At 49.0% G+C, this 23,067-nt stretch carries 22 protein-coding genes; 6 read left to right on the forward strand and 16 right to left on the reverse strand.

Going from position 1 to position 23,067, the window contains the following annotated elements:
* Positions 1 to 165 precede the first annotated feature (165 nt).
* The 3 genes from AC6B99_RS28425 to AC6B99_RS28435 form a co-directional block, all read right to left on the reverse strand.
* On the reverse strand, positions 166 to 1,752 hold the full coding sequence (locus AC6B99_RS28425; protein ID WP_056040997.1) for a peptide chain release factor 3: 1,587 nt from the start codon (positions 1,750 to 1,752) through the stop codon (positions 166 to 168).
* A gap of 147 nt (positions 1,753 to 1,899) precedes the next feature.
* Positions 1,900 to 3,456 carry a glucose-6-phosphate dehydrogenase gene (gene zwf / locus AC6B99_RS28430; RefSeq protein ID WP_056040996.1) on the reverse strand — a complete coding sequence of 519 codons (1,557 nt, stop codon included), beginning with the start codon at positions 3,454 to 3,456 and terminating at the stop codon, positions 1,900 to 1,902.
* 143 nt (positions 3,457 to 3,599) lie between these two features.
* Positions 3,600 to 4,370, reverse strand: coding sequence for a YwmB family TATA-box binding protein (locus AC6B99_RS28435; RefSeq protein ID WP_496664804.1), 771 nt, complete (start codon positions 4,368 to 4,370; stop codon positions 3,600 to 3,602).
* Positions 4,371 to 4,681: 311 nt separating this feature from the next.
* Between AC6B99_RS28435 and AC6B99_RS28440 the strand changes: the two genes are divergently transcribed.
* Together AC6B99_RS28440 and AC6B99_RS28445 are read left to right on the forward strand one after the other, a co-directional pair.
* Positions 4,682 to 5,062, forward strand: coding sequence for a hypothetical protein (locus AC6B99_RS28440; protein WP_494879614.1), 381 nt, complete (start codon positions 4,682 to 4,684; stop codon positions 5,060 to 5,062).
* 91 nt (positions 5,063 to 5,153) lie between these two features.
* Positions 5,154 to 5,837, forward strand: coding sequence for a hypothetical protein (locus tag AC6B99_RS28445; RefSeq protein WP_099518984.1), 684 nt, complete (start codon positions 5,154 to 5,156; stop codon positions 5,835 to 5,837).
* A gap of 38 nt (positions 5,838 to 5,875) precedes the next feature.
* Here the strand turns inward: AC6B99_RS28445 and AC6B99_RS28450 are convergent, their stop codons facing one another.
* From AC6B99_RS28450 to AC6B99_RS28500, 11 genes are all read right to left on the reverse strand, one after another.
* Positions 5,876 to 6,535, reverse strand: a complete 660-nt coding sequence (locus tag AC6B99_RS28450) for a response regulator (protein WP_056040989.1) — start codon at positions 6,533 to 6,535, stop codon at positions 5,876 to 5,878.
* Between the two features lie 40 nt (positions 6,536 to 6,575).
* Positions 6,576 to 7,661, reverse strand: coding sequence for a histidine kinase (locus AC6B99_RS28455; RefSeq protein ID WP_494879618.1), 1,086 nt, complete (start codon positions 7,659 to 7,661; stop codon positions 6,576 to 6,578).
* A 79-nt stretch (positions 7,662 to 7,740) separates the two neighbouring features.
* Positions 7,741 to 8,433 (reverse strand): PspA/IM30 family protein, encoded by a 693-nt coding sequence (locus tag AC6B99_RS28460; protein ID WP_056040988.1) that lies wholly within the window; start codon positions 8,431 to 8,433, stop codon positions 7,741 to 7,743.
* A 2-nt stretch (positions 8,434 to 8,435) separates the two neighbouring features.
* Positions 8,436 to 8,933, reverse strand: coding sequence for a PspC domain-containing protein (locus tag AC6B99_RS28465; protein WP_063892659.1), 498 nt, complete (start codon positions 8,931 to 8,933; stop codon positions 8,436 to 8,438).
* Positions 8,934 to 8,938: 5 nt separating this feature from the next.
* Complete coding sequence (locus AC6B99_RS28470; protein WP_046232873.1) at positions 8,939 to 9,613, reverse strand: PspA/IM30 family protein; 675 nt, start codon at positions 9,611 to 9,613, stop codon at positions 8,939 to 8,941.
* Between the two features lie 33 nt (positions 9,614 to 9,646).
* Positions 9,647 to 9,943, reverse strand: a complete 297-nt coding sequence (locus AC6B99_RS28475; RefSeq protein ID WP_056040985.1) for a LiaF transmembrane domain-containing protein — start codon at positions 9,941 to 9,943, stop codon at positions 9,647 to 9,649.
* 413 nt (positions 9,944 to 10,356) lie between these two features.
* A complete protein-coding gene (locus AC6B99_RS28480; RefSeq protein ID WP_056040983.1) occupies positions 10,357 to 11,925 on the reverse strand; it encodes an ABC transporter substrate-binding protein in 1,569 nt (522 codons plus the stop codon).
* Positions 11,926 to 12,010: 85 nt separating this feature from the next.
* Complete coding sequence (locus AC6B99_RS28485; protein ID WP_056040981.1) at positions 12,011 to 12,940, reverse strand: carbohydrate ABC transporter permease; 930 nt, start codon at positions 12,938 to 12,940, stop codon at positions 12,011 to 12,013.
* Positions 12,941 to 12,972: 32 nt separating this feature from the next.
* On the reverse strand, positions 12,973 to 13,887 hold the full coding sequence (locus AC6B99_RS28490; RefSeq protein ID WP_056040979.1) for an ABC transporter permease: 915 nt from the start codon (positions 13,885 to 13,887) through the stop codon (positions 12,973 to 12,975).
* Between the two features lie 276 nt (positions 13,888 to 14,163).
* A complete protein-coding gene (locus AC6B99_RS28495; RefSeq protein WP_056040977.1) occupies positions 14,164 to 15,771 on the reverse strand; it encodes a helix-turn-helix domain-containing protein in 1,608 nt (535 codons plus the stop codon).
* Positions 15,764 to 17,527, reverse strand: coding sequence for a histidine kinase (locus AC6B99_RS28500; protein WP_494879622.1), 1,764 nt, complete (start codon positions 17,525 to 17,527; stop codon positions 15,764 to 15,766). The genes AC6B99_RS28495 and AC6B99_RS28500 overlap by 8 nt, the downstream gene beginning before the upstream one ends.
* Positions 17,528 to 17,807: 280 nt before the next feature.
* Here AC6B99_RS28500 and AC6B99_RS28505 point away from each other — a divergent pair, with 280 nt between their 5' ends.
* On the forward strand, positions 17,808 to 19,319 hold the full coding sequence (locus tag AC6B99_RS28505; protein ID WP_494863406.1) for a PAS domain-containing protein: 1,512 nt from the start codon (positions 17,808 to 17,810) through the stop codon (positions 19,317 to 19,319).
* Positions 19,320 to 19,419: 100 nt separating this feature from the next.
* Here AC6B99_RS28505 and AC6B99_RS28510 read toward each other — a convergent pair whose 3' ends face one another.
* The gene (locus AC6B99_RS28510) at positions 19,420 to 19,908 is read right to left on the reverse strand and encodes a SitI3 family protein (protein WP_099518979.1); all 489 of its coding nucleotides are present in this window, start codon (positions 19,906 to 19,908) and stop codon (positions 19,420 to 19,422) included.
* A gap of 209 nt (positions 19,909 to 20,117) precedes the next feature.
* On the opposite strand from AC6B99_RS28510, the gene AC6B99_RS28515 reads away from it, so the two are divergent.
* Positions 20,118 to 21,155 (forward strand): NAD(P)/FAD-dependent oxidoreductase, encoded by a 1,038-nt coding sequence (locus tag AC6B99_RS28515; protein ID WP_099518978.1) that lies wholly within the window; start codon positions 20,118 to 20,120, stop codon positions 21,153 to 21,155.
* Between the two features lie 110 nt (positions 21,156 to 21,265).
* Here AC6B99_RS28515 and AC6B99_RS28520 read toward each other — a convergent pair whose 3' ends face one another.
* Positions 21,266 to 21,643, reverse strand: a complete 378-nt coding sequence (locus AC6B99_RS28520) for a VOC family protein (RefSeq protein WP_494863408.1) — start codon at positions 21,641 to 21,643, stop codon at positions 21,266 to 21,268.
* A 207-nt stretch (positions 21,644 to 21,850) separates the two neighbouring features.
* Between AC6B99_RS28520 and AC6B99_RS28525 the strand changes: the two genes are divergently transcribed.
* Complete coding sequence (locus tag AC6B99_RS28525) at positions 21,851 to 22,336, forward strand: sigma-70 family RNA polymerase sigma factor (RefSeq protein ID WP_494863410.1); 486 nt, start codon at positions 21,851 to 21,853, stop codon at positions 22,334 to 22,336.
* Entirely contained in the window at positions 22,336 to 23,007 is a 672-nt protein-coding gene (locus tag AC6B99_RS28530) for a zf-HC2 domain-containing protein (RefSeq protein WP_056040961.1), read from the forward strand. The genes AC6B99_RS28525 and AC6B99_RS28530 overlap by 1 nt, the downstream gene beginning before the upstream one ends.
* The last annotated feature ends 60 nt before the right edge of the window (positions 23,008 to 23,067 follow it).

Consider the following 23,067-nt stretch of genomic DNA (forward strand, 5'->3'; position numbering starts at 1 on the left):
TGACAATGCTTTTCCACAAGGTGAAACGGCTGTCGCCGTCCTTTGGCGGTGCAGCGCGTTTCAGTCCGAGAAATATAAGCCATTAATAAGGGAGAAACTTATAAATGCTTATCTTTCAAAAAAAAACGCCAGAGCCGCTTGCCTGCCCTGGCGTTTCCAGCGCGATTAAGGCGCTGTTTCTAGAAATTTCGACGTAGGATTTTTGTCCATCGCCGTCCTCATCGCATATTCATTCTCGAACAAGACGACATAATTGCCCTTCTTATCTTGAACGAGCGTGGAGTTAATCCGGAATTTCGCCGGATCGATTTTGTCATCTACAATCCAGCGTGCAAACTGGAACGTCATGCGGTGCAACTGGATTTCGACGCCATACTCCGCACGCATCCGATATTCGAACACCTCAAACTGCAAGTGCCCAACGACGCCCAAAATCGTTTCATCAAAGCCGCCAACCGAACGGAACACCTGAATCGTGCCTTCCTCCGTCAGCTGGTCAACGCCTTTTTGATACTGCTTATGCTTCAAGGCATTTTTAACCGTTACTTTAGCAAAAATCTCTGGTGAGAACGTCGGCAGCTCATCAAATATGACTTCCGAGTTTTGCGACAGCGAATCGCCAATCCGGAAAATGCCCGGATCGAACAAGCCGATAATATCGCCCGGATAAGCCGTCTCCACTATGTCGCGATCCTGCGCCAAAAACTGCTGCGGCTGCGCCAGCTTAATATCTTTGCCCGCACGGACATGGCGAACGCTCATCCCACGCTCAAAGCGCCCGGAGCAAATGCGCAAAAAGGCAATCCGGTCGCGGTGGGCCGGGTTCATATTCGCTTGAATTTTAAAGACATAGCCCGAAAACTTCTCATTCGTCGGTTCAACCGGGCCGGATTTGCTCATGCGCTCTGTCGGTTTTGGCGCCAGCTCAAGGAAGTTATCCAGAAACGTTTGGACGCCGAAATTGTTAACCGCACTGCCGAAGAAAATCGGTGTCAGCTCGCCAGCGCGTACTTTCTCGATATCGAATTGATCGCCTGCTACATCAAGAAGCTCAAGATCCTGCACGAGTTGATCATGCAAATAGTCGCCTGCCATCTCGCGAATAATCGGATCGTTGTAATCATCCGTTTTCCGAACTTCAATCGTGCTGTGGTCATTGCCTTGGAACAGCTCGACCTGGTTTTTCATCCGGTCATAAACGCCGCAAAGCTCGCGGCCCATGCCAATCGGCCAGTTCATTGGAACCGAACGGATGCCAAGCACACGCTCCAGCTCCTCCATCAGTTCAAACGGACTTTGTCCTTCACGGTCCAGCTTGTTGATGAAGGTAAAAATCGGAATGCCGCGTTTACGGCAAACTTGGAACAGCTTGATCGTCTGGGCCTCGACACCTTTGGCAACGTCAATCAGCATGACCGCGCTATCCGCTGCTGTCAGCGTCCGGTACGTATCCTCACTGAAATCCTGGTGGCCAGGCGTATCCAAAATGTTGACCCGATGGCCGTCGTAATCGAATTGCATGACGCTGGAAGTAACGGAGATTCCACGCTGCTTCTCAATTTCCATCCAGTCGGAGGTCGCATGGCGGCTTGCTTTCCGCGCCTTAACGGAGCCTGCCAGACGAATAGCTCCTCCGAACAGGAGGAGCTTCTCGGTTAGCGTCGTTTTTCCCGCATCCGGGTGAGAGATAATCGCAAAGGTGCGGCGCTTATCGACTTCCAGCTGCAATTCATTGCTTAGCGTTTTGCTCATTGCTTGCCTTCCCTTCATTCATACAGCGCACGGCCTAAAGGCGGTGCGCTGTGGAATATCTTCATTTGAAATTATGCGAAATTGACGCCCAGCCTGCTGCTTGGAGACTGCGAAGAAATAAAGTACCGCTAATTTCCTCGCAGCTGCTTACTTGCCGCTGTTCGTAATCCAGATCACTTTGTCTTCGTCCTGTCCATTGACCGGCCACCAGTGGAAGCCATCCTCTGCAAGCAGCTTATCTGCCGCTTCCGGACCCCATGAGCCAGCAGAATAAGACCCAAGATCCTTTTTGTCCTCGCCCCATGCTTGAGCGATTTTGTCAACAAACTCCCATGCCTGCGCTACTTCATCCCAACGGGTGAAGTAAGTGGAATCGCCGCGCACCGCATCGTGGATCAGACGCTCATACGCTTCCGGCGTATTCAAGCCGATTTGGCAGCTTTGGCAAAATTCCATAGCCACGGGCTGTACCGAATTGTCGGCACCAGGTGTCTTGGCATTGACTTTAATATAAATGCCCTCCATCGGGTTAACCCGAATGACGAGCAAATTCGGCGCAAGATCATGACGCTGCGCGAACAAAACGTTTTGCGGCATCGACTTGAATTCAATAACAACCTCAGTCGTCTTCACCGGCAGGCGTTTGCCTGTACGGATATAGAACGGAACGCCAGCCCAACGGAAGTTGTCTACCGCTACTTTAGCAGCGAAATACGTTTCCGTCGTCGATTCCGGATTAACGGAATCCTCTTGGCGATAACCGGCCAATTCCTTGCCGCGAGCCGAGCCTTCGCTGTATTGGGCGCGAACGACGTTTTTGCGAACCTCATCGCTGGATTTGTAGTTGCGCAGCGAGCGCAGCACTTTCACCTTCTCATCGCGAATATCTTCGCCATGCAGACGGCTAGGCGGCTCCATTGCAATCATCGTGAGCATTTGGAGCATATGGTTTTGGCCCATGTCTCTTAATGCGCCGGATTTGTCATAATAACCGCCGCGATCCTCTACACCAACCGTTTCCGACAGCGTAATTTGCACATTGGCGATATGATTATTATTCCACAACGGCTCAAAAAATGCATTAGCAAAACGGATAACCTGAATATTTTGCACCATTTCTTTACCCAAGTAGTGGTCAATGCGGAAAATTTCCTCTTCCTTGAACACTTGGCTCAGCTGGTCATTCAGCTTTTGTGCGGATGGAAGATCGTAGCCGAAAGGCTTCTCAATAACGACGCGGCTCCAGCCTTTGCACTCAAGCAGCCCGCCGTCGCGCAGGTTGAAGGACACCGGTCCGAACAGCGCAGGCGCAAGTGCCAAGTAGAATAAGCGGTTGCCTGGAATATCAAATTTCGCCTCCAACTGCTCCGAAAGCTTGCTCAGCTCGCGGAAGCCGTCCACCGTGTTAATATCCAGCGACATATATTCGAAATGCTCGGCAAAACGATTCCATAGCTCGGCATCATCCGCCTTGTAACGGCAAAATTCCACAATGGAATCATAAACGTCCGAACGGAACTGCTCGTTCGTGCGAGGTCTGCGGGCAAGGCCTACGACCGCAAATTTTTCAGACAATTTTCCTTCTTTATATAAGCTGAACAGGGCAGGGAACAATTTGCGCTTAGCTAAATCGCCTGTTGCTCCAAACAAATAATATACGGCGCCTTGCGGCGATAGCGTTTCGGGATTCGTATTTTGCTCCATATTCCTCATTCTTTCCTATGAATTTTTATACGTCTTTGCATGGTATGTAGTTTAACATATTAATCCTGAAACTGCTACGCAATCCACCATAAAAAAAACTAATAACGATCGTTATTTCTCCTGATTCCATCACAATATTTCATCTATTGCGAGGCGCTGTAATCTCCCGAAATCAGCGGGATTCCAATGACGACCTCCAGCTGTCCCGTATCCGTTCCTTTATGCACGGCAACCTGCATATTCGCCTCCTTGCCGCCAGTCTTTACAGAAGCTTTAAGCCCTCCAGTAAAAAAGCTTTCGCTCACCGTCCCGGCATCATCATACCGATCCACCTGTTCAGCGGCTGCAAGCTGCGCAAGCCTCTCCGCCACATTATTATATTCTGTCAAGCCTCTGATGGTTATTCCTCCATCATAAGAAATATTTGTCCTTCTCATAGCAGACTCGATATGATCTATAGCTGAAAGCAGCTTATGCTGATCCGCTTGTTTGCTTGATTCGGTGGAAAAAAGCAGCAGCATCTGCTGTTTCCCTTGCCCGGCTGACGCCGTCACGGTCATAGACAGCTTGCCGCCTGCTTCCGGCAGCAGCGTGCTCAGCTCCCCTTCCGCATCGCCCTCGTAGCGTGGAAACAGCTGCTCCCGCAGTTTAGCCGCCTCTCCGCTCGCATACCAGCGCAGCGTCCAGCCTGCTCCGGGCGCCCCGGACTTCAGCAGCCCATCGCTCCAGCTCCACATTTGCTTAACGTCATGCTGAAGCAAGCTGCCCTCCGCTTTCCCCTGCGTTGTCAGCTTGTCCTGATTAACGAGCGCCCATACCGCGCCAAAAAGCAATACCATTGCTGCTGCCAGCACGCCGATTCGGCTGCGCCGTTTTATTTTATCCGGTTCCGTGTACCTGTTCAGCTTTGCCATCGAACACATCAGCCTCCTTGGTCTACATAGCCTTCCAAATCATGGATAACGCTTCCATTTTACATGAAATTCCATGAAAGAACAGGAGCAATATATTTATTTTTGCTTGTGTTCCTTTGAGCCTCTAGCCTTACATTTCCGCTTGCCGCTTATTTAAAAACGCGATTGCTGTTTGAATTAGGCAGAAAAAGGTGAATTTACTGTAGATAGGCTGCTTTCTTCGCTCATCTGGGTAAACATCCATACACATCCGCCTGTAGGTGAATATACTGCTTGCAAAAGCATAAAGCCCAATAGGAGGTTACTCGTATATGGAACAAATTTATCCGCTTGAAGAAGGCGTCATATCGCGTTTTTGCGGAATGCCCGTTTGCATTGTGACCCATGACGGCGCAAGGCATTTCGGCGTGTTAAGCCACTGCCGAGGCGGCAAGCTTACGCTAAATGAACAACCGGGCGCACAGATGCTGGCCGAAGCCGAATCCCCTAAAGCCGATAAGGCCAAAGGCAAAAACAAAGGCAAAGCAGGCAAAGCAAGCAAAGCAAGCAAAACAGCCAAAGAAAAAGTCGCTCAAACCCAAGCTTATCCTTATGATCCCTACTATTATAATTACCCGGGGTATAACTGGCCGTATGGCGGCGCGTTCGCTATTGACCTTGCCCTAATTGCCTTTTTGTTCCTGCTCATTTAATAAGCCAGCTTTCGACAGCGATTTTCAGCAGTATTTGCAGCTGTCATCCTTTATGCTAACTACAGGAAACCGATTGAAGGAGGTTATTGAAATGTCCATCCGCCCTATCGAACGTACGAACCGGAGAGCCATCTTCGAGCCTATACAGCGCATCACGCCTTATGCCAGTTATCCCTACAGGGACATGGAGTTTCAACGGCCTCCCGAGCATGATTTTGACTGGAATGATCCTTATCGCGAAGCTGCCGGCCATGCGGCCGTCTGGCTCGAACAATATAGACAAGCCCACAAAGAGGTGCAAGTCATTGCACTCAAAATCCGCAATGATTTCAACGAGCGCTGCCTTGTCGAACAGCTGACGAAGCTGACGGGCGTCATGAATCGCCTGCAGCAAGCTTTTGTACAGGTAGCCCGCTACATTAAGCCATCGCTGTGGGATCGTGCGCAGCAGGCCATGAACCATCATGCGGCGGAGCTGGTTGGCTTTATACGGGACGACATCACAAGCCGCTGGATGCTGCGTCCTGCCATTGCCGCTTCCATCTACCGCGAATACCCGCTGTCAGGCCAGCATTTGTATCGCCAGCTTCTAGGCCCCTACGGGCTAATGACGACGCTGCTGCAGGCCTTGTCGCTCGGCGGCGACGAAATCCGGACAACCGATCTCTTGAAAAATAGTGCCGAGCGTACGCAGCCATACGCCACTTACTACAGCTCGATGAAAATGCATTATCCGCTTCCCCCAAGCGGCCTGCTGCTGAACGATGAAGGCTAACCAATAACTTTCAAAAAAATAAGCAAGGAAATTGCCTCCTATTCGGCAATTCCTTGCTTATGTGCGTATATGGCAGCCTGTGTCCGGTCATCTACGTTAAGCTTATTGAAAATGTTCGTAATATGAAACTTCACGGTTTTCACCCCAATGAACAGCTCATCCGCGATTTCCTGATTCGACATCCCCTGTGCGACCCGCTTCAGCACATCCATCTCGCGGTCGGTCAAATCATCATGCAGCGGAGCTACGACGGGCTGCTTAGGCTGGCGCATGCGGCTCATCATCTTGGCCGCTACTTGCGATTCCAGTACCGATTGCCCGCGTGCGGCCGCACGGATCGCATCCGCTATTTCGTTTGCTCTAGATGTTTTCAATAAATAACTGAACGCACCCGCTTCAATGACCGGATACAGCTTGCTGTCATCGAGATAGCTCGTCAGAACGATGACCTTGCAATCCGGGTACAATTCCAGCAGCTTCGCTGTTGTCTCCACGCCATCCATGCCATCCATCACCAAATCCATCAGCACAACATCCGGCTTATACGATTGGGCCATACGAATACCGTCATACCCGTTGCTTGCTTCTCCGACTACTTCTATGCCTTCTTCCGTATCCAATACGGCAGCAAGGCCGATTCTCACCATCTCGTGATCATCTACCAGCAGCACTTTTACGGGTGCAGCTAATTGTTCCATCGACTCCACACGGCTCCCCCACTTTCGTCCTTTTCACTGTTTACCCATTTATATCCAGCGGCACCGTAATATGAATCAGTGTGCCCTCCCCAGGGCGTGATGACATATACAGCTTGCCGCGCAGCTCATTAACCCGCTCCTCCATCGTGAGCAAGCCATAGGAGGTTTTCTTCTTCTGCTCCAGATCAAAGCCCACACCGCTATCTTGCAGCAGCATGCATACGGCTCCATCCTCCCGATAAAGCTTTATGTTCATTGTATCCGCTTTGGCATGTCTAAGTGTATTGGACAATGCCTCCTGCGCAATGCGGAACAAATGATCCTCCGCCGCTGGCTTCATCGTTATGGAATCATCCAACGACAAATCAATCGTCATCGGCACTTTTTCCTTAAGCTCACCAACAAGCAGCGTCAGTGCTTGAGCGAGATTTTTCCCATCGAGGTGTACAGGCCGCAAATGGAGCAGCAGCGCTCTCATCTCCGACTGGGCCACGGAGGCCATCTCTTCAATCAGCTGCACCTGCCGGCGCGCCCGTTCCCAATCGCGCTCAATCGTCCGGCTGACCGCCGTCGCCGTCATCGAAATTGCGAATAGCTGCTGGCTGACCGCATCATGAAGCTCGCGCGCAAGCCGCTGGCGTTCTTCAATAACTGCAGAAAATTTAACCTTCTCCGTCCATACATCATCCTGCTCTTCCCGTTGTATGCTTTCCGAGTGTTCATCATGCTCCGCCGAATCAATCGTCACCGGATAGCTGCGTTTGCGCTGCTGCTCGGTCAACCGCTTAATGACCTCACGCAGCTTCGAATTTTGCAAATAATTGTTCAAAGCAACAAGTGCCATTGCTGCTCCAGTAATCGCGAGCCCAATAACCGCCCATTTCGCCTGCAGCGTAAATAAATTCACATAACCGATGCCTTGCAGCATAATGACTGCGAGGCTAAGTATAATAAGAAGCCATAGGAGCGACTCCGTTAAGTTTTTGCGCCGATTGGCTGCATCCCGCCCATTGCGCTGGCCGCCCAGCTTCTGTTGATGATGGCCTGGGTATGGTAACGGCGGCCTTTGATCCTGTTGCTGCGGCGCAATAGGCTGATCTCCTTGCAAGGGCTTCTCTTCGGCCAACCTGCTCACTCCTTAAACGACAAGCAAGAAGGAGCAGACCGGTTGCCCGGTCCGCTCTCTTCTCATCCTGCGGGTTGTATTATTCCTGTGGTGCTTTATCGAGCTTCAGCTTGTTTTTGAGCGCATCCAGTTGCTCATCCACTTTAAGCTGTTTTTCGGCTTCTACTGCATTAAATGGTGCAGCCGTACCGCTGTAGGAATACGGTGTGCGCAATACATCCGCTTCCGCTTCCATTTGCAAAATTTTCTCTTCCATACGGTTGAAGCCTCTGGAAGCTGTACCTTTGTCAATTGTATTCGTAGTTGTCAATTGAGCAATATGCTTTTGCGCTTTTGCGACTTGAGCACGGGATGCCAGCTCATTGCGTTTGTTGCGAAGCTGATAAAACTCGTCTTTCAGCGCATGCAGCTGCTGAGTCAGCTCCTCTGCTTGCGATTTGGATTGAGCATACAGATCCGTGTACTCAATTACTTTTTGATCGAAGAACAATTTTTCTTCCAGCAATTTGCGGGCAAGCTGCTCTTGATCATTGCGGATTGCCGCTTCTGCTTTCGACTCACGGTCAGCCGTGCTGCGAACAGCTTCCTCCAAACGCTGCTTCATACGGCGCTCGTTGGCGATTTGCTTCGCTACTGTAACCTCTGCCGAATGAATTTCCGCTTCCATGTCACGCAGGTACTGATTGAGCATCACAACCGGATCCTCCATTTTGTCCAATACCTCATTCACCGATGCTTTCGTCATATCTTTCATTCTTTTGAAGATTCCCATAATTATAACTCTCCCTTCTCGTGTTTGGCTAATTTTGCGCGTAACTCATCGATTTCTTTACGAAGTGCCTTTTTCTCCAAATCCTCAAACATGCTGTCAAATTGCGACGAGGATGGGTTTGGTGGCGTCTGCCCAGTTTGACCGTTCCATTGCTGCTGTGGCCCTTTGGTGAACGAGCCTTGGAATTGCGAACCGAAGTTTTGGTTTCCACCAGCACCGCCGCTGCCATAACCGTAGCCATTGCCTTGCGATCCTTGACCGCCATTGCCGTAACCGTTGCCGAATCCATTTCCAAACCCGCCATTGTTATAATAAGGCGGCTCTTTCGGAACGACCAGACCAGCCAGTAAGTAGATAAAAATAACGATTCCGCTCGAGAATATGGTCACTACGATGAGTAAAATTCTGAGCAGTGTTGCATCTATATTGTAGGCTTCGGCAATCCCGCCGCATAAGCCGAATAGTTTGCTGTCTCGTGACGAACGGTATAGTTTCTTCAAATCAATCAGCCCTCCTTCTGCAGCTTCCTTTTGAGCTGCTCCAACTCTTGCTCGATTGCCGATTGAATCGAATGGCCTGCTTCAGTAGCGAACTCTCTGCCCATCCGGCGCAAATCATGCAGGCTCTTCGCTTCCAGCTCCATGTTGCTGATGCTGTCTTCGAGCCTTCTGAACATGCTGCCCGGCTGTGCGCCTTGCTCGCCAATTCCGCTAAACCTTGCATTCATTCGCTGCTGCAACCTTAGCGATTCCATTCTTGCTGCATAATATTCACGTCTATCATAAACCGATTGGTATTCACTGCGCATTTCACGAAGCTGTTCTTCAAGGCCGAGCGTATTCAACCTGCTTTGCTCGTACAAATCGCGGTATTGCGCTGCGCGCTCCTCGCTGCTTGCCTTCTCGTGAAGCGCCAGCCTTGCCAGCTGCTCCTCGCCTGCCTTCAAGGCAGTCATCGCTTGCTGTTCACGCTTTTCCTTCTGCTGCTCAGCTTGCAGCCATTGGATCTTCAAGTGGTTGGTGTGCCCTGTATATTGCTCATACAAGCGTTCCGCCTGCAAAATATCTTCCCTTGTCGACCAGAGAAACTGGTCAATCAGCTTAACGGGGTCCTCTGCTTTTTCCAATCGTTCATTTAGTGTGGCGACCGTGATGTCGCGAACTCTACGCATAATGCTCATTGGCTTCCCTCCTTAATCTCCATCTATATTTGATTAGTAACCGCGATAGCTGCTTTTTTTCAGAAGCGAAACGCCGTAAACGACGAGTCCAACAGCCAAGACCAGCAGGATCAAGCCTGAAAATTTTGAGAAAACACCGAGTGCACCGATCGTTATGAGAATGCCGCCGATCCATTTCTTATTGTTGCTCCAGCCAAGAACACCTAGGCCGATCAGAATGAAAGGGAACAGGAAGCCGATTAATCCACCAAGATGTACGCCGAGAAATTTGAGAACGATGAAGCTTCCTACTATCGCTAGGATAACACCAAGCAGTTTTTGATTTGCCATTTGTTTGTCACCGCCTTCCGTGTTGTGAATTGTGAAATGCCGCAAACCCAATCGTTTGTTAGTTCCTTGTGCCTCTTGCTTTGTTTCGCTTGTTTCATTTGCTTCGTTTGTTGCGGTGTTGCTTATGTACTTATTGTAGGTTGTTTTGCATGTTTCTAAAATGGACCTGCGGCTGTTTTTGCACTAGACCTTGGTCGGGGAGGCATGCCGTACCGCAGTCTTAGTGCGGTTTTTTATGTGAAAACAAGCGGGCAGCCCCCTCTACCTGAGGAGGCTGCCCGCTCGCTTGAATTACGTTGTCTACCGGTATTTTTTTAAATATAGGAAAGGATATCGTATCGCTATCCTTTCTCTATATTTCTCGGATTGAAACGCGCCGCGCCGCCAGAGGACGGCTTTCGGCCGTTTCACCTTTATTTGCTAGCTAAAAACTTGTCAAACTGGCTTTGCTTCTCAGCAATGATTTTCTCGATGCCTGCGGATTTCAGCTTCGCTGTATATTCCGGCAGTACTTTATCCACATCGACCGAACCTGTTTCGAGTGCCGTCAAATACTGTTTGTCGACGTTGACAACTGCGCCGATCTCCGCTTTCAGAGACTCGCCGTCAAAGACGAAGCCAAGGCCAGGAGAAACTTTGGCATTTTGGTTAAACTCTCTGAATTTTTCCCACTTGTTCGGGTCCTCAGTTTCCCATACATAGTTCAGGAACTGGCTGCCGAACATCCAAGCTGCGCCTGGGTTGTAGTTTTTCGTATTATCACTGGACTTAATCACTTCATCGCTAACCTTCGTATAATGGTCATTCTCGATACCGAAGTTAAGCAGATTGTTGACATATTTGTCCGAGTGAAGCAGATTGATGAACATCATAGCGCGAGCAGGATCCTCCGAAGTGGAAGAAATACCTAGCATAGAGCCAGCTGTTTCCGAAGTCGCAATCGTCTTCGTGTTCAGTTCCAGCTGAGCAAGCTTGCCAGTCATTCCTGTCTGGTTCTCAAGCTCTTTATCTTTGCCTGGCTTCAGCGACGAAGTCATCGAGAATACATTGCCTGCTTTCATAGCATCGTAGTTCATCGTTTGGTTCGTTGCTGCGTCGCTGTTAATGTAGCCTTTTTTGAAATAGTCGCGAGTCAGCTTAAGCGTATCGACATAACGCGCTACATCATAGTTCGCTTTAACCGTCGTGCCATCTTCATCTTTCAAAATAATGCCCGGGATCGACGTATCGCCCAGCGCGTCATAATTGCCGAAATAATGCGAGTTGAACGTCTCGCCGTCTTTCAAATAAAGCGGAGTCAATTCCGGATGCTTCTCTTTTACAACTTTGTATACGTTGTCAAGATCAGCAATCGTTTTTACTGCCGTCATATCGATGCCAAGCTCATCGGCAATGTCTTTGCGGTAAATGATGCCGCCTTGCGCCGCAAGCTCTTTATTCGTTGGAACGCCATAGTTTTTGCCGTTGATTTTCGCGCCTTCCAAAAATACAGGATCAAGCGTTTTCAAAATATCTTGGCCATTTTCCTTGAGCAGATCGCCCAAATCGAGGAATGCGCCTTTTGCAACGTTAACGGCATGCTTATTCCATTGCGCGGTGAAAATAATATCAACCTTTTGGCGCGAAGCGATCATGAGATTGATTTTATCATCCCACGGACCCCAATCGATGGGCATTAAATCAATGGAAGCATTGATTTTATCCTTCAAATATTCATTCAGCTTCGCTTCCACTTTCGCTTCATCTGCCTGTGGTGCTCCTGTGTACACGAGTTTAATCGTATACGGCTCCAGGCCCGCAGCTCCATTGTCAGCTGGTGTTGCCGCCTCGGATGCAGCTGGGCTTGCCGCTGCTTCCCCTGCATTGCTTGGTGAAGCATTTCCATTCGTCGCACCACTGCCGCCGGAACAAGCATTCAGCAATAAAGCAAAAGTGAGCATCGTGGTGGTAACGCCAAGCACTCCCTTATTTGTTCTAATCATATCCCCATTGACCTCCCCAAAATGATAAATCTATGCTTGCACCGGCATTGATCCGGTAACAGCCCTTAGCAGGCAGAGCCTGCCGTCAGCCTTTTACAGCGCCGACGGTCAAACCCTTTACAAAATACTTCTGGAAGAACGGATAAGCGAATACGATCGGTCCAATACCCATAATCGCCATAGCCATACGCACCGTTTCATTCGGGAAGGAGACTTGGCCTCCCGCTGCGGCAATGGCCGATGCCGCGTTGCTGTTGCTCGCCAGAAACTGAATGTTGAGCAGCATTTTGTACATGAGATATTGGATGCTCAGCGTCTTGTCATCGGTAATAAAGACGAGGCTGAGGAACCAATCGTTCCAGTAGTTGACGGTGCTGAAAAGCGCAACGGTTGCCAGCACGGGCAGTGAAAGCGGCGTGACGATACGGAAGAAAATCAGCATCTCGCTCGCTCCGTCGATTTTGGCTGCTTCGAGAATGGCTACTGGAATCGTCGACTGGAAAAACGTGCGAATGACGAGCACGAAAAACGCAGAAACGAGCAGCGGCAGCACAAGGGCCCAAATGTTGTCCCTCAGATTCAGCATGTTCACGTAGACAAGATACCAAGGCACCAGCCCGCCGTTGAACAGCATCGTGAAGAAAATAAAGAAGGTGAAAAACTTGCGGTGCGGAAAGTCCGTCCGCGAAATCGGATACGCATACAGCGCCATAATAATGAGGCTGAGAATGGTACCGGCAATCGTTACGAAAATCGTAACGCCGTAAGAGCGCAAAATTTGCTGCCAATCGGTAAAGAGAAACTTATAAGCGGTAAAATCGATTTGACTTGGAATGAAGCTGTAGCCTTTCGTCAGCACATCCTGCTCATTCGATAGCGATACCATGACGATCAGAAGAATCGGCAGCAGACAAGCGATCGTATACAGCATAAAACCAATGTTGATGATCGTGTTCGCTGTAGGCGAAATCGCGTTGAACGGGTTCGAGCCCGATTTGCTCATTTCAGTTTGCATAAGGTTTGTTTCCTCCCATTTTTATCCATACTCTAAAACAATGCGCTGTCCTTGTCGACTCGGCGAACGAACCAGTTCGACAGGAATACGAGTATGAAGCCGACCAATGATTGATACAGCCCCGCTGCTGACGATAAGCCAATATCGCCCATTGCAATAAAGGTGCGGTAAACGTACGTGTCGATAACGTTCGTTACTGGGAACAAAGGACCCGACTCGCGCGGCACTTGGAAGAACAAACCGAAATCCGCATAAAATACCCGTCCAATTTGCAGCAGCGTTAGTACGATAATAGTTGGCATAAGCAGCGGAATCGTCACACTTTTGATTTGCTGCCATTTGCTGGCGCCGTCTATCGTTGCCGCTTCGTAATATTCGTCGTCAATGCCAATAATAGCCGCCAAATAAAGCACGGTGTAATAGCCGACATTTTTCCACGTATTAATAATTGGCAGCAGGAACGGCCATATTTTCGTCTCGAAATACCATTGCAGCGGCTCTAGTCCCAGCCATTTCATAATGGAGGTATTGACGAAGCCATGCGTATCATGCAGGAATCCGTACACCAAATAGCTGACTACGACCATCGATAAAAAATAAGCTAGGAAAATGACGGCTTGATGAAACTTAGCCATCAGCTTGTTTTTCATCTCATTGAGCATAATCGCAAATGCGACCGGCACAATCATATTCAGAATAATGAACGAAATGTTGTAAAGCAGCGTGTTTCTCGTAATAATCCAGGCGTCTGATGTTTTAAACAAATACTTGAAATTGTCGAACCAGACCCAAGGACTATTAATGATCCCATCAGTGTAATTGACGTTTTTGAATGCGATGACGGTTCCTAGCATCGGAATATAGTTGTTGAAAATCAAAAACAATACTCCGGGAGCCATCATGACATAGAAGATCCAATATCTTCTCATGTTGGTAGCGAGCGTCATATTTTCATCCTTTCTCCATCCCTCTCTATGTTTAAATTGTAATGAAAAACGGAGCCTCTCATCTATCGGCTCCGTGACTGTATTAACGCTATAATGACTTATTTTAGAAGCGTGGTGAAAAAGAGGCTCCACTGCATGAAAAGATTGGCTTACGATCGCCATTACCCTTGAATTTCTATGAATGAGCCGCAACTTGTTGAAATTCAAGGATAAAAGCGAACGCTGCCGCTTCTCCAGCTCAACCTTTTCATTCCGCTTCGCTTTTTCACCACGCTTCTAAATATGCTGAACCTTTTTGCGGTATTCCTGCGGGGTGAGACCCGTCTCTTTCTTAAACAGCTTGGAAAAATGGGAAAAGTTCGAATAGCCGATCATGACCGCAATATCGCTGATTTTCGTATTCGTCTTCTCCAGCTCTTCCCGGGCGCGGGCGATGCGCATTCTGACGAGATAATCTGTCAGCGAATGCCCCGTTTCCCGTCGAAACAGCCGGGACAAATACGCCGGATTCAAATAGACGGCTTCCGCCGCATGCTCGCGGCTGAACTGCTCATCCAGGTGCTCCTCCATATAACGCTGCACCTTGGCTACGACCTGCGATACGTCCTTGCCCGCCGTTCCGGCATAGTCCGTTAGCTGCATGCATACTTGATGCGTCCAGCTGCGCATGCGCGGCAGCGACTTCATTACTTGCTCGCCCGCCTCCCATTCGCGCTTTGCGAATACGTCGGTTATAGCGACCCCCTGCTTGCTTAGCCACTGGAATACCATATTCATAAAGCCGAAATAAAACGAAGCCAGCTGCGTATAATCGCCGTTGTTGTGCTGCAAATGATCAAAATGCTCGTCAATGCGCAGCAGCAGTTCCGCTCGCTTGCCCGGTGCAAGCAGCATCGCCCAATCGGTGAAGGGCAGCGGCTGTGAAGCTGTCGATACGCTCGAAGTCTGAATGCTATGGCTGCTTTCGTGTATAACGGCGCAGGCCGCATTTACATTGCTGCGCTCCAGATCAAGCAGCCGCTGCACGCTGCCGCGAAGCTGCTGGGCCACCGTCGCGGCGCCGATATAGCAAGACAGCTGGCAATGCAGCAAGCCCCGTGCCTGCTGGATGAAATTTTTGCAGCGAGCAGCAATCGCCTGCTCGTCCTCCTCATTACTATAGAAGAGAGCGTACAAAATGCCGTTTCCGTCGTGCACAATATGCCCGGGCTTGCCGCCCAGCACGAGCTCGGCCGCGGCATTTTTCACCCCGTAGGTCATAATTTCCTCATCGCGCGCCGACCATTCCTCCCGCCAATGCTCAATGCTGATCAGCACCGCACGTATTTCACTATCCGCGCGCAGCGGTATGCCGTACGTTTCCATCGAAGAATCCAGATGCACAGGGGCAGCCGAAACCCGGTAATGCAGCATATCCTGCCAAAAACGCTCAATAAGTGCTGGCCGCTGCTTGTTCCACTGCTCATAATAATGGCTGTAGGTGCTGCGGATTTCTTCAAGCTCCTCCAGCTCCACAACCTTCTCAATCGCGTTATGAATGCAGGTCTTCAGCACCTCATGATCGACCGGCTTCAGCAAATAATCGAAGCAATCCAGCTGCACCGCCTGCTGCGCGTATTTGAAATCGGCATGGCCTGTCAAAAACACGGTGACCGAGGAAGGAGAATGCTCATTGACCCACTCCAATAGCTGAATGCCGTTCAAATCAGGCATATCAATATCCGACAGCACGATGTGCACCTTCTCCTGCAGCAGCACTTCTTTGGCTTCCTCCGCATCGCAGGCGGTAAACAGCTGGCCTATCGGCACATCCGACCAATTAATCCCCTGCACTATGCCGCGAACGGCAATATCCTCATCATCTACTACTAGCAAATTATACATTCGAAATTAGCTCCTCTTCCCCTACCGGGAATCGAATGGTAACGGCAGCGCCGCCTTCTTCTACATTTTTGAACGTAATGGCTGCCCGTTCGCTATAAATTAATTGCAGCCGATGGATGACATTCATAATGCCGAGCCTGCTCGTCTCGCCTTCGATAAGCGGAATTTTGCGCTGCAGCTTGTCCAGCACCGGCTCCGAGAAGCCCGTTCCGTTATCGGTAATCGTCAAATAAAATCCGCCATCCTTTTGCGCCTCCACCCCAATATGTATGATGAATGGCTTGCGGCGGTTTTTGAACCCATGAATAATGGCATTTTCCACAAAAGGCTGCACCGTCAGCGCCGCGACCTTGTAGTTTCTCACAAATTCCGGCACGTCATATGTAAATTGCAGCTTGTCCGGGAAGCGCATTTTCTGAATCGTAATGTAATTGTCGATATGATCCAGCTCCTCGCTGAGCAAAATCATGTCGCGGTTTGACCGCATAATAAAGCGGAAATAATCGGCAAGATGCAGGGACATTTTTTTCACCGATTCCGTATCGCCAAGCGCCGCTAAATTATAAACAATGTTCAGGCTGTTCATATAAAAATGCGGGTTGATTTGCGCTTGAAGCTGCCGCAGCTCCCCCTGCTTGACGCGCAGCTGCTCCTCGTAAACGTCGATTTTGAGCGTCGTAATTTGCTCCGCCATTTTGTTGAAGGTGTTCCCGAGAAAAGCGAACTCCAGCGATTGCCCCGACTGCTTCGCCGCAAGGCGGACATCGAGCTGGCCGATGGCGATTTTTTTCATTCCGAGCATGAGCTCGCGCAGCGGCTTAAACAGCATATTTCGCATAAACAGCAAATAAATGCCCAGCAGCAGCAGAAAGCCAAACGGCGCAAGCAAAGCTGCATTTTGGAAAAAAATGAGGCTTTTCAGCAGCGTCTGCTCTGGAACCAGCACCCTATAGGAGATATTCGCCAAGCTGCTGTTGCGGTTCAACACCAAATACGATTGCTTCGTATCGGGATCGACGACCGAATTGAGCGACTCCTCCCCAGGAGCCAGTTGCCCATTCAGAAGCCGCGGCGCTTGCTCCGTCAGTGCCTGGGCGGACTGATCGCCTTCACGCAAATAAATGCCGTTGTTCCCGATGTCGCCATCGCTCCATTGAATCGCCAGCAGCCGCTCCAAATCCATCACCCGAATGATGCCGCCGACGTAAAGCCCATCTCTGACCTCAATAAAGTTAATGAGAAAATAATGCCCGGGAATACGTTCGTCGTATTTGACCTCCCACGTTTCGGGATCATTGAGTAGCGCTTGTCCTCCCTTCGTCAACTGCACCATATTTTGCTTAATGATTTGCCGCGCATCCTCATACACCGCATTGTCTGTGCCAAATATGATGTCATGATCGTGATAGACGAAAATGCTGTCCAGTAGGCTGTACACGCCAACGTCCCGGTTCAGCTTAGAATCGATCTGCACCTTGGTGAGCATATACCAGTCGCTGTCCATCGGAAACGAGGTGAGGAGGCCAACATCGGAATCCAGCACCGACATCTGGTACAAATATTCATTGATCTCTTCCAAGTTATGATCCATCTGCCCGCCAAAAATATCGAGCGTATTGCGATAAGTCTCCGAAACCTTCTCCCGCACAATTGTTTTCGCATACATATTGTTGATGAGCATGTATACGACAATGGGGAGCATAACGCCCATAAAGCCGATGATCAGCTTCGTTTTAATCGATTGCCCAAACCTCATAGGCCGAAATCCTCCCAAATTAATCTACTAATTACTCCTATATTACCATTGAAAGGCTTTTCTTTGAATCATAATCTATGAGTTTAGCAGCGGTCATTCTTCCTTCAAAGTGCCGTCTAGCGGACGGTTATCATTCGTTTTTGCCGTTTAGGAAAAAAGACGCAATTTAAACCTATGAAAGTTTGTCGAACGCTGTAGAAATATAGCATTTTAAGTGTTATCGTGGAGTTAACCTGGGACTTTATAAAAAAGTTTCGCAAATGAAAAGGGGGACAACCTTATGTTTCTCAAGGATGCTCAATCTAAGGCCATGACAGCCTTGCTAGAAGAAGCCAAAAAACGCTCCGAGCTATTTTCACAGCATGATTTTTCTCCATTTGCCCTGCCTGCTGTCCATTCAGACGCAACGAAAGCCATTGTACAGCATTTTAATGCCGCCCTTCAGATGGTGACCCAGCAGGCCGCAGATGCGGAGCTTCGTTTACAGCTTGTAACGGAGGCTATCCAAGTTGGACTATGGGATATGCAGGTCATTGCCGGAGATCCGGTCAATCCGAAAAACACGTTCATTTGGAGCGATGCGCTGCGCAAAATGCTAGGCTATCAGAATGAAGCTGATTTTCCGAATATACTGGACAGCTGGTCGTCCAAGCTGCACAAAGATGATCATGATTGGGTACTTGCTGCCTTTGCCGACCACTTGAACGATCGAACGGGGACAGTCCCTTACGATTTGGAATACCGTTTGCTGCTGAAAAATGGTCAATATCGCTGGTTCCGTGCAACGGGCACGACGGTAAGAGACTCGAAGGGTGTTCCGCTCCGCGTAGCTGGCGCTTTATTCGATATCCATGACAAGAAAATGAAGGATCAGGAAACAGCGGCTCTCGTTACGCGCTACGATCTGATTAACCGTGCCCTAGTCGAAGCCCCATGGGATATGACGGTTGTAGCTGGCGACGTGGTTAATCCAAATAATGAATTTTGGTGGTCGCCCCAATTCCGCAAAACGCTCGGCTTTCAAGACGAAAGTGATTTCCCTAACGTATTCAGCAGCTGGAGCAGCAGGCTGCATCCTGACGATGCCGAACGGACGGTGAAAGGATTTGCGGATCATATGAACGATTACAGCGGTAAAACGCCGTATGATCTGGACTACCGCTTAAAGCTGAAAAATGGCGAATATCGCTGGTTCCATGCAGGCGGCGAAACGATCCGGGACTCCAAAGGCGTTCCGCTTCGCGTTGCCGGCACGATTCGGGATATTACATATGAGAAAAATAAAGATGATGTCGTCAAGCTGTTGAATGAGAAAACCGAGCAGCTTTCGCAATCGATTATGGATATGGTCAAAGGCATTAACAATGTAACGACCCAGGCGCAGGAGCTCGCCGTTGCCCAAGAGCAATCGACCGAAGCCGCCAATCATGCCAAAAATAGTGCTGATGAAACGAAAAACATTTCTAATTTTATTAAAGAAATCGCAAATCAGACGAATCTATTGGGCCTCAATGCTGCGATTGAGGCAGCGCGTGCCGGAGAGCTCGGCCAAGGCTTCTCCGTCGTCGCCAATGAAGTGCGCAAGCTTGCCGTCCACAGCGCCGATGCAACGGTCAATATCGAAAACAGCTTGAACACGATGAAGGATTATATCGAGGAAATTCTCCAGCACATTCACAACATGGCTAGCTTAACGCAGACGCAGGCTGCCCTGACCGAGCAAGTCAACGCCTCCATGGATGAAATTAATGACATGTCGCAATCGCTGGTCGATATTGCGAAGACGTTGTAGGTGCTGAGTCTTTAATGAAGAAAAAGACGATTGCCTCTCCTTTTTTAGAAGGGGCAATCGTCTTTCTTCTATTATAATAATTCAAACTTATATGAACAGCTTATATATGGACAAACGATCTAAACGGCTGATACTCCATCGTGCCGATTAAAGCTTTCACACTGTCATGCTCCCAGAAGCCAAAATCATTATTGACGTAGAAGGCGTTATTTTTCCGATAAAAAATTTCTGAATCACTGAATGTCAGGAGGGCATCCGAGCCCGCCATATCAAGTAGGCTGAACACCATTTGGAGCATCAGCTCGCAAGCCTCCGGCTCTGTATCGTACGAATTGTACAGCTTAAAGCTCACATGCTGCTGGTACATAAATTCATCTTCCAAATAGTCGGAATCCCATCCAAATGACATATCGAGCGTATCGATAACCGTCATCGAAAACCCGATTCTTTCATTAAACTCATCCACCCGAAAACCACCCGCAAGCGGAACCAGTTGCTCGGTCACAAAACCCAGTTGCTTAAAAACCTTTGTCACCATCGACTGTGTCAACGACCGCTCCTCAAACATTAAGGAATATTGCAGTGCCATAAATTCCCCTCCGCTTTATTGATATCAGCATCCTACATGCATCATAGCAAATAGCTCTGAACGGATTCTGACCGGATACTGACCGGAGCGTTAATCGGAAAAATTTTCTTTTTTGCCATATGCCAATTGTTGACGCCCCCCTTATTCTCCTTTACTATAGAAAATAGTGAGTTGATAATGATTTTCATTATAATTGGAGGCTAGCTCAAATGTCTGAATCCTTGGAATTATTTGATGTAACGATTATTGGTGGAGGCCCTGCGGGCATGTACACTGCTTTCTATAGCGGAATGCGCGATTTGAAAACAAAGCTGATTGAAGCCCAAAATGAGCTTGGCGGCTTTCTGCACACGTACCCGGAGAAAATGATTTGGGACGTCGGCGGCATTCCACCGATGCGCTGTGACAAGCTGATTGCTTGGCTGGAGCAGCAGGCGCGCACGTTTGACCCTACACTCGTCTTCAACCAAAAAATCGTCGGCGTCGTCAAGCAAGAGGATGGCAACTTCCTTCTTACCTCGACAACTGGCGAGCAGCATCTATCGCGTACGGTCATTGTGACCGTAGGCCGCGGCATTACGCAAATTCAGAAGCTTGATATTCAGGGTGCTGACCGCTACGAGGTGACGAATCTGCATTACACCATTCAAGAGCTGATCTCCTTCCGTGGAAAAAGAGTGCTGATCTCCGGTGGCGGCAATTCCGCCGTCGATTGGGCGAATGAGCTTACGGGTATTGGGGCAGAGGTTATCGTAATTCACCGCCGTGACCAATTCAAAGCGATGGAGAAGCATGTCGCGGATATGATGGCAACTGCTGATGTACGTACGCCTTATTTCGTCAGCCAGCTGAATGGGCAAGGGGAGACGATTCACAGCGTTACGATTACCCATGCCGAGACGGGCGAATCCGAGGTGCTTGATGTTGATGCGGTAGTCGTGAACCATGGCTATACGAGCGACTATGGTCCAATTGCAGAATGGGGCATTGAGCTGGGCGAATGGGCAATCAACGTCAGCAACCGTCTGGCGACGAATGTGCCGGGCATTTTCGCAGCTGGCGACTGCGTCCATTATGACAGCAAGGTTAGGCTGATTGCCGGAACGTTTACCGATGCTGTGCTTGCCCTGAACAGCGCCAAACTGTACATGGAGCCGGAAGCGGATCAATACGCCTACGTGTCCTCCCATAATGTGCGCTTCAAAGAACGCAATAAGCAGCTGCATATCGCCTCTATTAAAGCGTAGAGCTACCTCTTCCATAAACCGAATGCGTATTGTTTGCTAAGCCCCTGTCCGGGTTCATCCTCGGATAGGGGCTTTTGCGTATAGACGTCTGCCTTCGGCTTATTAAATGATTAGGAGAGCCACTCTAGAAACTCAAGGCGGTTGCCAAATGGATCGTTTAAATAGAAGCGTTTGACCCCTTCATCTGCCCTAGCCTCGTCGTCGATTACCTGGATATGATGCTGAAGCAAATGCTCGCGCAATTCATCTAGGCTCTGTACGTGAAAGGCAGGATGGGCTTTCGTTGCCGGAACAAAATCCCGCTGTACCCCAATGTGTACTTGATGGGTGCCGCATTCAAACCAGACCCCGCCACGTTTTTTCAGCATTTCCGGCTTTGGAATTTCCGTCCACCCCAATATGCCGTTAAAAAAGCTCCTTGCCTCTGTTTCGCAGCCTTCCGGAGCTGCCAGCTGAACATGATCAATACCATAGAAATGATAAGCCATATATTCCGCCTCCTGTTTCATATAGTGAAACATAGTTTCATTTTATGACTCTATTTTAAATCCATTCCCCATAAAAATCCAGCCTTTTTCACTTTGATGAAGTAAACTAAATTATCATAGCCATGCTTTCAATCGGTTTAAAAAATATTGCAGGGCATCTGTAACGAAATCCAATGTTCATGCACTTATAGGGTAGGAGGTGTAGAAATGGAAAGCATGGAGCAGCTCTATAGCACGTACGCGCAAACGGTTTATAAATATTTGTACAGCTTGACGCAAAATGCCGATTTGTCGGAGGAGCTGACGCAGGAGACCTTTTATCAAGCGATGAAGGGGATCCACAACTTTCGCGGCGATTGCAAAATGTCGGTCTGGTTATGCCAAATCGCTAAGCGCGCGTGGTATAGGGAGCTTAATAAAAACAAAAAGATGCCATCCGTTTCCTTGGATGCATGTGATATTCCTGTTTCTATGGGGCAGCAGGTCGAAGCAGATATTTTACATAAGGAAGATAAGCTCTCCTTGTTTCGCATGCTGCATCAATTGGATGCAACAACGAAAGAAGTGATGTACTTGCGGCTTTCCGGCGAATTAAGCTTTGCCGAGATCGGAGAAATTTTGGAAAAAAGCGAAGCTTGGGCCAGAGTAACCTTTTACCGGGGCAAGCAAAAAATGATGAAAGGGAGCGTATAATGGGACAACAATTAAATTGCCATATTGTGCAGGATTTGCTTCCCAACTATATCGAAGGGCTGACAAGCGAAGATACGAATGAAGCCATCCAACAGCATCTCGCTTCGTGCAGCGATTGCAGGCAGGTGCTCGACAGCATGATGACGGAGACCGAGGGCTTTCAGGCGGCCCCACAGAAACAGATCAACTTTCTAAAAAAAATCAAACGAAGACAATGGGTCATAGCTGGCATCAGCGTCTGTATTGCCGTTATTATTTTGCTGACAGCCCTCTATTTTTTTGGCATGAGGAATTTTGCTATAGCCAGCAAGGATATTGCCATCAGCGAAGTCTATCAAATGAAGGATGGCTCCATTCATTACCGAATGACAGCCAATGTGAATGGCTATCTAAGCAACGTAGGCGGACTAACCGATACCAATAGAGAAGTACACAAAATTAATGAGCGTAGGCGTTTCTTTTCTAAACAGGATAAAAAGCCTGAAATATTGCCCGAATATTGGTCTTCACTGGACAGCCCCGATCCCACGCAAGAGAAAACAATTATTTACTACGAAGGCAAGGACGAAAACGACCGTCTCATTATTTGGGAAAAAGGCATGGATATTCCTAAAGCAACTGCCGAGCAAGAAGCTGACTATAAACGTATGAATCCCAAGCCGGCTTCCTAGGTCCATACAGCAAGGTGAAACGGCTGGCGCCTTCCTTTGGCGGCGCGGCGCGTTTCAGTC

The sequence above is a fragment of the Paenibacillus liaoningensis genome, from assembly GCF_059609455.1.

Excerpts from the sequence above, each read along its gene's own strand:
- AC6B99_RS28515 (WP_099518978.1), top strand. The coding sequence starts at position 20,118 with ATGTCTGAATCCTTGGAATTATTTGATGTAACGATTATTGGTGGAGGC.
- AC6B99_RS28445 (WP_099518984.1), top strand. The coding sequence starts at position 5,154 with ATGTCCATCCGCCCTATCGAACGTACGAACCGGAGAGCCATCTTCGAG.
- AC6B99_RS28490 (WP_056040979.1), bottom strand. The coding sequence starts at position 13,887 with ATGACGCTCGCTACCAACATGAGAAGATATTGGATCTTCTATGTCATG.
- AC6B99_RS28425 (WP_056040997.1), bottom strand. The coding sequence starts at position 1,752 with ATGAGCAAAACGCTAAGCAATGAATTGCAGCTGGAAGTCGATAAGCGC.
- AC6B99_RS28525 (WP_494863410.1), top strand. The coding sequence starts at position 21,851 with ATGGAAAGCATGGAGCAGCTCTATAGCACGTACGCGCAAACGGTTTAT.
- AC6B99_RS28530 (WP_056040961.1), top strand. The coding sequence starts at position 22,336 with ATGGGACAACAATTAAATTGCCATATTGTGCAGGATTTGCTTCCCAAC.
- AC6B99_RS28435 (WP_496664804.1), bottom strand. The coding sequence starts at position 4,370 with ATGGCAAAGCTGAACAGGTACACGGAACCGGATAAAATAAAACGGCGC.
- zwf (WP_056040996.1), bottom strand. The coding sequence starts at position 3,456 with ATGGAGCAAAATACGAATCCCGAAACGCTATCGCCGCAAGGCGCCGTA.
- AC6B99_RS28500 (WP_494879622.1), bottom strand. The coding sequence starts at position 17,527 with ATGAGGTTTGGGCAATCGATTAAAACGAAGCTGATCATCGGCTTTATG.
- AC6B99_RS28520 (WP_494863408.1), bottom strand. The coding sequence starts at position 21,643 with ATGGCTTATCATTTCTATGGTATTGATCATGTTCAGCTGGCAGCTCCG.
- AC6B99_RS28460 (WP_056040988.1), bottom strand. The coding sequence starts at position 8,433 with ATGGGAATCTTCAAAAGAATGAAAGATATGACGAAAGCATCGGTGAAT.
- AC6B99_RS28495 (WP_056040977.1), bottom strand. The coding sequence starts at position 15,771 with ATGTATAATTTGCTAGTAGTAGATGATGAGGATATTGCCGTTCGCGGC.
- AC6B99_RS28475 (WP_056040985.1), bottom strand. The coding sequence starts at position 9,943 with ATGGCAAATCAAAAACTGCTTGGTGTTATCCTAGCGATAGTAGGAAGC.
- AC6B99_RS28470 (WP_046232873.1), bottom strand. The coding sequence starts at position 9,613 with ATGAGCATTATGCGTAGAGTTCGCGACATCACGGTCGCCACACTAAAT.
- AC6B99_RS28485 (WP_056040981.1), bottom strand. The coding sequence starts at position 12,940 with ATGCAAACTGAAATGAGCAAATCGGGCTCGAACCCGTTCAACGCGATT.
- AC6B99_RS28480 (WP_056040983.1), bottom strand. The coding sequence starts at position 11,925 with ATGATTAGAACAAATAAGGGAGTGCTTGGCGTTACCACCACGATGCTC.
- AC6B99_RS28505 (WP_494863406.1), top strand. The coding sequence starts at position 17,808 with ATGTTTCTCAAGGATGCTCAATCTAAGGCCATGACAGCCTTGCTAGAA.
- AC6B99_RS28440 (WP_494879614.1), top strand. The coding sequence starts at position 4,682 with ATGGAACAAATTTATCCGCTTGAAGAAGGCGTCATATCGCGTTTTTGC.
- AC6B99_RS28450 (WP_056040989.1), bottom strand. The coding sequence starts at position 6,535 with ATGGAACAATTAGCTGCACCCGTAAAAGTGCTGCTGGTAGATGATCAC.
- AC6B99_RS28510 (WP_099518979.1), bottom strand. The coding sequence starts at position 19,908 with ATGGCACTGCAATATTCCTTAATGTTTGAGGAGCGGTCGTTGACACAG.